5 protein-coding genes are annotated in these 6,615 nt (G+C 74.7%); all 5 read right to left on the bottom strand.

Annotation, left to right across the window (positions count from 1 at the left end; all coding sequences use genetic code 11):
* Positions 1-65 precede the first annotated feature (65 nt).
* Positions 66-1,259, bottom strand: a complete 1,194-nt coding sequence (locus tag ACI79Y_RS11040) for an SRPBCC family protein (RefSeq protein ID WP_457158526.1) — start codon at positions 1,257-1,259, stop codon at positions 66-68.
* A 123-nt stretch (positions 1,260-1,382) separates the two neighbouring features.
* Positions 1,383-2,240, bottom strand: coding sequence for an FAD binding domain-containing protein (locus tag ACI79Y_RS11035; protein ID WP_457158525.1), 858 nt, complete (start codon positions 2,238-2,240; stop codon positions 1,383-1,385).
* A gap of 28 nt (positions 2,241-2,268) precedes the next feature.
* Positions 2,269-4,728 carry a xanthine dehydrogenase family protein molybdopterin-binding subunit gene (locus ACI79Y_RS11030; RefSeq protein ID WP_457158524.1) on the bottom strand — a complete coding sequence of 820 codons (2,460 nt, stop codon included), beginning with the start codon at positions 4,726-4,728 and terminating at the stop codon, positions 2,269-2,271.
* Positions 4,725-5,258, bottom strand: a complete 534-nt coding sequence (locus ACI79Y_RS11025) for a (2Fe-2S)-binding protein (protein ID WP_457158523.1) — start codon at positions 5,256-5,258, stop codon at positions 4,725-4,727. Before ACI79Y_RS11025 ends, ACI79Y_RS11030 begins: the two co-directional genes overlap by 4 nt.
* 103 nt (positions 5,259-5,361) lie before the next feature.
* Positions 5,362-6,591 (bottom strand): MFS transporter, encoded by a 1,230-nt coding sequence (locus ACI79Y_RS11020; protein ID WP_457158522.1) that lies wholly within the window; start codon positions 6,589-6,591, stop codon positions 5,362-5,364.
* Positions 6,592-6,615 lie beyond the last annotated feature (24 nt).

Below are 6,615 nucleotides of genomic sequence, written 5' to 3'. Positions count from 1 at the left end.
GTGCTCTGCCCACCGGGGTGGGCAGAGCACGACTGTCCCGGGAAGAGGTCCGGGCCCCCCGGGGCTCAGCGCTTGCGGCGGCGGCGCAGCACCAGCGCGAGCAGCACCAGGACCGCGGTGGCCCCGGCGGCCGGCGCCGCGTAGCGGGTCAGCGCCGCGCCGCCGGCGACGTCGAGCAGGTCGATCGGCTCCGGCTCGGGCGCCGGGGACGGGGCCGGCCGGGGCGCCGGTGCCCCGGCGGTCGGGGTGCTCTTCGCCGGTCCGCCGCCGGCGGGCCGGTTCGGCGGTGCGGTGGTGCCCGCCGGCGGCCGGCTGGGCGCGGCCTTCTTCGCCGGGGTGGCCGGGGTGTCGGCGGGGGCCTCGGGCGGGGCCTCGGCGGCGGGGACGGTGTCCGGCGTGGTCGCCCCGGTCGGCGAGGCGGCCTTCGCCGGGGCCGCCTTCGAGCGGCGCGGCGGCACCGTCGGGTCGGGCACCGGGGCGGTCTCCGCCGCGGCCGTGCCCTCGGCGGCGCGGGCGGCAGCGGACTTCGCCGGCGCGGCCTTGGCCGCCTTCGCGGGAACGGCCTTCTTCGCCGGCGCACCGGCCGACGCCTCCGCGTCCGCGGCCCTGTCGGCCGCGGCCGCGGCCGTCTTCTTCGCCGCCGTGGCGGCCTTCTTCGCCGGGCCGCGCGCGCTGCCCTCGGCGGACGTCGCCACCTCCTCCGCCACGCCGGCGGTGGTCGCGGCCGCCTTCGACGCGGCAGCCGCCGTCTTCGTGGCCACCGTCGGCTCCTGCGGGGTCGCGGCCGCCTCCTGGTCGACGGTCACGTCGTCACCGGAGGTGGCCAGCTGGGCGGCGAGCTTGTCGGCGAACTGGCCCAGCAGCTTGTTGCCGACGTCGGTCATCACGCCGCGGCCGAACTGGGCCGGGCGGCCGGTGATGTTCAGGTCGGTGAGCACGTCGACCCGGGTGGTGCTGCCCTCGGCCGCCAGGGTGGCGGTGACCGTCGCGGCCGCGGTGCCGTTGCCGCGCTGGTCCTTGCCCTTGGCGTCGATGACCGCGCGGTGCGCCGCCTCGTCCTTCTCCACGAACGACGCCTTGCCCTGGTAGGTCAGGTTGATCGGGCCGAGCTTCACCTTCACCCGGCCGGTGAACTCGTCCCCGGTCACCGAGTCGAGCACGGCACCGGGCATGCACGGGGCGATCCGCTCGATGTCCAGCAGCACCCGCCAGGCGTCGTCGATCGGCACCGGGACGATGAACGAGTTCTCCAGCTGCACTGCGGGACCTCCGGGGACGAGTTGCTCGGCGGCCCCCATCCGACCACGTCAGGGGGCGGTGCGCAGGAGATCGGCCCGCGGCACGCCGGACGGCCGCGCCGATGTGACGGACCGGTCCGTCGGCTACAGACCCGCCGCCGCGGCGACCGCGCGCCGGGTGAGCACGGCGGCCAGGTGCTGGCGGTAGTCGGCCTGGGCGTTGAGGTCGCTGCTCGGGCTGGTGCCCTCGGCGGCCTGCGCGGCGGCGGCGGTGACCGTCTCCAGGCTGACGTCCACCCCGACCAGGGCGGCCTCGGTGGCCCGGGCCCGCAGCGGGGTGGGGCCCATGTTGGTCAGCCCGATCCGGGCCTCGGTGATCCGCCCACCCTCCCGCCGGACGGCGGCGGCCACCGCGACGATCGACCACGCCTGCGCGACCCGGTTGAACTTCTCGTACCGCACCCCCCACTCCTCGCCGAGCTTGGGGATGCGGACCTCGACGAGCAGTTCGCCGTCGTCCAGGGCGGTGGTGAGGTAGTCGACGAAGAAGTCCGCCGCCGCGACGGTGCGCCGTCCGGACGGCCCCGCGAGCACGAACTCCGCGTCCAGCGCGAGCGCCACCGCCGGCAGGTCGCCGGCCGGGTCGGCGTGCGCCAGCGCGCCGCCGAACGTGCCGCGGCGGCGCACCTGCCGGTCGGCGACGGTCTCGGTGGCCTGCACCACCAGCCGGCCGTACCGGGCCAGCAGCGGGTCGGTGAGCACGTCGGCGTGGGTGGTCATCGCCCCCACGACCAACTGGTCGCCGTCCTCCCGCACCCCGCGCAGCTCGGGGACGCGGGTGAGGTCGACGACGGTCTCCGGAGCGGCCAGCCGCAGCCGCATGACCGGGATCAGCGACTGCCCGCCGGCCAGGACCTTGACGTCCTCACCGCCGGCGGCGATCGCCTGCAGCGCCTCCTCGACCGTGGTCGGGCGGGCGTAGCTGAACGGTGCGGGGATCATGGCTGCGCTCCAGGGTCGCTTCGGCGGATCACTGCTCTGCCTCCTCGTAGCCGGACTCGCTGGTGCGCGCACCGCCGTAGGCGTTGCTGCCCTCGGCGGCGCGGTCGCCGCCGTCGCCCCCGGTGTGCAGGGCCCGCCACACCCGCTCGGGGGTCAGCGGCATGCGGATGTCGGTGACGCCCAGGTGCCGGACGGCGTCGAGCGCGGCGTTGACCACCGCCGGGGTGCTGGCGATGCACCCGGCCTCGCCGACCCCCTTGGCGCCCAGCGGGTTGCCGGTGGCCGGGTGCACGGTGTGCCCGGTGTCGAAGTGCGGGAGGTCGGTGGCCGAGGGCACCAGGTAGTCGACGAAGGTGCCGGTGGTCAGGTTGCCCTCGGCGTCGTAGACCGCCTCCTCGTACAGCGCCTGCGCGATCCCCTGCGCCAGGCCGCCGTGCACCTGGCCCTCGACGATCAGCGGGTTGACGATCGTGCCGACGTCGTCCACGCAGGCGTACTTCCGGATCTTCACGAAGCCGGTGTCCGTGTCGACCTCCATCGCGCAGATGTGCGTGCCGTGCGGGAAGGAGAAGTTGTCCGGGTCGAAGGTGGCCTCGGCGTCGATGGAGGGCTCGATGCCCTCCGGGTAGTCGTGCGCGGCGAAGACGGCCAGCGCGATCTCCTGGATGTCCATCCCGGCCCCCGGCGTCCCCCGGACCGAGAACCGGCCGCCGCTGAACTCCAGGTCGTCCTCGCTGGCCTCCAGCAGGTGCGCGGCGACCCGGCGCGCCTTGGCGACCACCTTCTCCGCCGCCTTGACCACCGCGGTGCCGCCGACGACCAGGGAGCGTGAGCCGTAGGTGTCCATCCCCCGGGGGGAGACCGAGGTGTCCCCGTGGAGCACCTCGACGTCCTCGAAGGGCACCCCGAGGGAGTCGGCGACGATCTGGCTCCACGCCGTCTCGTGGCCCTGGCCGTGCGGGGTCGAGCCGGTGACCACCTCGACCTTGCCGGTGGGCAGCATCCGGATGGACGCCGACTCCCAGCCGCCCGCCCCGTAGGCCAGCGAGCCGAGCACCCGGGAGGGCGCCAGGCCGCACATCTCGGTGAAGGTGGAGAACCCGATGCCCAGCTGCACCGGGTCGCCGGACTCCCGGCGGCGGCGTTGCTCGGCGCGCAGCTCGTCGTAGCCGATCAGCTCCAGCGCCTGCTGGGTGGCGGTGGCGTAGTCGCCCGAGTCGTACTCCAGCCCGGCGACGGTGGTGAACGGGAAGCTGTCGATCCAGTTCTTCCGGCGCAGCTCCAGCGGGTCCATGTCCAGCTCGACGGCGAGCTCGTCCATGATCCGCTCGATGGCGAAGGTGGCCTCCGGCCGCCCGGCGCCGCGGTAGGCGTCGGTGGGCACCTTGTTGGTGAAGACGCCGTCGCACTCGAACCGGTAGGCCGGGAAGCGGTAGATGCCGGGGAACATGAACGCGCCCAGCACCGGCACGCCGGGGGTGATCAGCCGCAGGTAGGCGCCCATGTCGGCGAGGATCCGGCAGCGCAGCCCCCGCACGTTGCCGTCGCGGTCGGCGGCGATGTCGATGAACTGCACCTGGTCGCGGCCGTGGTGAGCGGTCATCAGCGACTCGCTGCGGGTCTCGGTCCACTTGACCGGTTTGCCCAGCCGGCGGGCGATCAGCAGGCAGAGGATCTCCTCCGGGTTGACCTGCAGCTTCCCGCCGAACCCGCCGCCGACGTCGGGGGCGATCACCCGCAGCTTGTGCTCGGGGATGCCGGTGACCATCGCGGCCATCACCCGCAGGATGTGCGGCACCTGGGTGGCCGACCACATCGTGTAGTTGTCGCCGAGCGGCTGGACGACGACCGAACGCGGCTCCATGAACGCCGGGATCAGCCGCTGCTGCACGAACCGGCGGCTGACCACCACCTCGGCGTCGGCGAAGGCACCTTCGGTGTCCGCGCCGGTGCCGGCCTCGCCGGCGTCGAAGACGAAGTGGTAGCTGGTGTTGGACGTCGTGTGCTCGTGCACCAGCGGGGCGCCGTCCTGCACGGCCTGCTCCATGTCGAGCACCACCGGCAGCGGCTCGTAGTCGATCTCGATCGCCTCGAGCGCGTCCGCGGCCGCCGTCCGGCTGCGGGCGACGACGACCGCCACCGCCTCCCCGACGTGGTTGACCCGGTCGACGGCGATCGAGGGGTGCCCGGGGTTGACCATGTCCGGGGTGACCGGCCAGGCGCACGGCAGCGAGCCCTGCTCGTCGGCCAGGTCACGGCCGGTGTAGACGGCGACGACGCCGGGCCGCTCCCGGGCGGCGGCGACGTCGACGGCGGTGATCCGGGCGTGCGCCATCGGGCTGCGCAGCACCGCCAGGTGCAGCATCCCCGGGAGCACCAGGTTGTCGGTCCACTGCGTGCGCCCGGTGATCAGCCGGGCGTCCTCCTTGCGCCGTCGCGCCTGCCCGACCTCGGGGGCGGGGGCGCCGGGCTCCTCGGTGACGGTCATGCCTGCACCACCACGTGGTCGGCGGCCGCGGTGTCCACCTCGGCGGGCACGACGTGCGCGTTCTCCGCCCGCATCTCCGCCGCCGCAGCGCGCACGGCCCGGACGATGTTCTGGTAGCCGGTGCAGCGGCAGAGGTTGCCCTCGATGCCCTCCCGGACCTCGTCGTCGGTCGGGTCGGGGTTGTCCTGCAGCAGGTCGATCGAGGCCATGATCATCCCCGGCGTGCAGAAGCCGCACTGCAGGCCGTGCATCTCGGTGAAGGCCCGCTGGACCGGGTGCAGCGTGGCGCCGTCGGCGAGCCCCTCGACGGTGGTGACCTCGCAGCCGTCGGCCTGGACGGCGAAGACGGTGCAGGACTTCACCGCGTGCCCGTCGAGGTGGACGGTGCAGGCGCCGCAGTTGCTGGTGTCGCAGCCGACGACGGTGCCGACCTTGCCCAGTTGCTCCCGCAGGTGGTGGACGAGCAGGGTCCGTGGTTCGACGTCGTCCGTGTAGGACACCCCGTCGACCCGCACGTTGATCTGGGTCACCGAGTCCTCCGCTCCGTTGCGTGGCAGGTGTGTCCGGCGTCACAGCCGGTGCGGAGCAGAGTGTGTCAGCGCAGGGCCGGAGAAGGCCAGCCCAGGACGCCGGTCAGCGGGCGGCGAGCTCCCGGCGGCGCAGCAGCGCGGAGGCGAGCAGGAAGCCCAGGCCCAGGACGGCCAGCCCGGCGCCGACACCGCTGGGGGCGCGGTAGCCCCAGCCGGCGGCGATGACCAGGCCGCCGAGCCAGGCGCCGAGGGCGTTGGCCGCGTTGAGCGCGGAGTGGTTGAGTGCGGCGCCGAGCATCTGCGCGTCGCCGGCGACCTCCATCAGCCGCAGCTGGAGCAGCACCACCATCGTCGAGGCCGAGGCGGCGACCAGGAAGACGTTGGCGATGAGCGTGGCGGCGTGCAGCGACCCGACCAGCATGAGCGCCAGCAGCGCGCCGGTGGACAGGGTGGCCCCGATCAGGGAGGGGAACAGCGCCCGGTCGGCCAGCCGGCCACCCAGCGCCGTCCCGAGCAGGCCGCCGACGCCAAAGGCCAGCAGCACCACCGGCACGAAGCCGGCCGACATCCCGGCGACGTCGGTGACGGTGGGCGCGATGTAGCTGTACATGGCGAACAGTCCGCCGAAGCCGACGGTGGCCAGGCCCAGGGTGAGCAGCACCTGCGGGCGGCGCAGCGCGCCGAGCTCGGCGCGCATGGACGCGTCCCGGCGGCCCGGGGACGAGGGCACGACCAGCAGGATGGCCGCGACGGTGACCACCGCGATGGCCACGACCGCCCAGTAGGCCGACCGCCAGCCGAGGTGCTGGCCCAGCCAGGTGCCCGCGGGCACGCCGGCGACGTTGGCCGCGGCGAGCCCCAGCATCACCGAGCTGACCGCGCGGCCGCGCAGGTGCGGGGCGACCAGGGAGGCGGCGATGAGCGAGGCGGCCCCGAAGTACGCCCCGTGCGGCAGGCCGCCGACGAAGCGGGCCAGCAGGAGCGTCGGGTAGCCGGGGGCCAGCGCGGTGAGCGCGTTGCCCACCAGGAAGGCGACCATCAGGCCGACGGCGAGCGCCCGGCGCGGCAGCCGGGCGCCCAGCGCGGCGAGCACCGGCGCGCCGATCACGACGCCGAGCGCGTAGGCGGAGATGTAGTGCCCGGCTTCGGGGATGGTGACCCCGGTGCCGACGGCGATGTCGGGCAGCAGGCCCATGGTGACGAACTCGGTGGTGCCGATGGCGAAGCCGCCCAGCCCCAGGGCCCCGATCGCCAGCGTGGCGGCCCGCGCCGAGGGCAGCTCCGGGTCCCGGGTGGTGGTCGGGGTCGTCGTGCTCGTCGGCGCTGCGCTCACAGCCGGTGCCAAGGACGTTCCGCC

The organism is Modestobacter sp. SYSU DS0875 (assembly GCF_054050915.1).
This window is presented reverse-complemented; position numbering and strand designations above follow the sequence as displayed.

Coding starts and splice junctions, on each gene's coding strand:
- ACI79Y_RS11035 (WP_457158525.1), bottom strand. CDS start 2,240: ATGATCCCCGCACCGTTCAGCTACGCCCGCCCGACCACGGTCGAGGAG.
- ACI79Y_RS11030 (WP_457158524.1), bottom strand. CDS start 4,728: ATGACCGTCACCGAGGAGCCCGGCGCCCCCGCCCCCGAGGTCGGGCAG.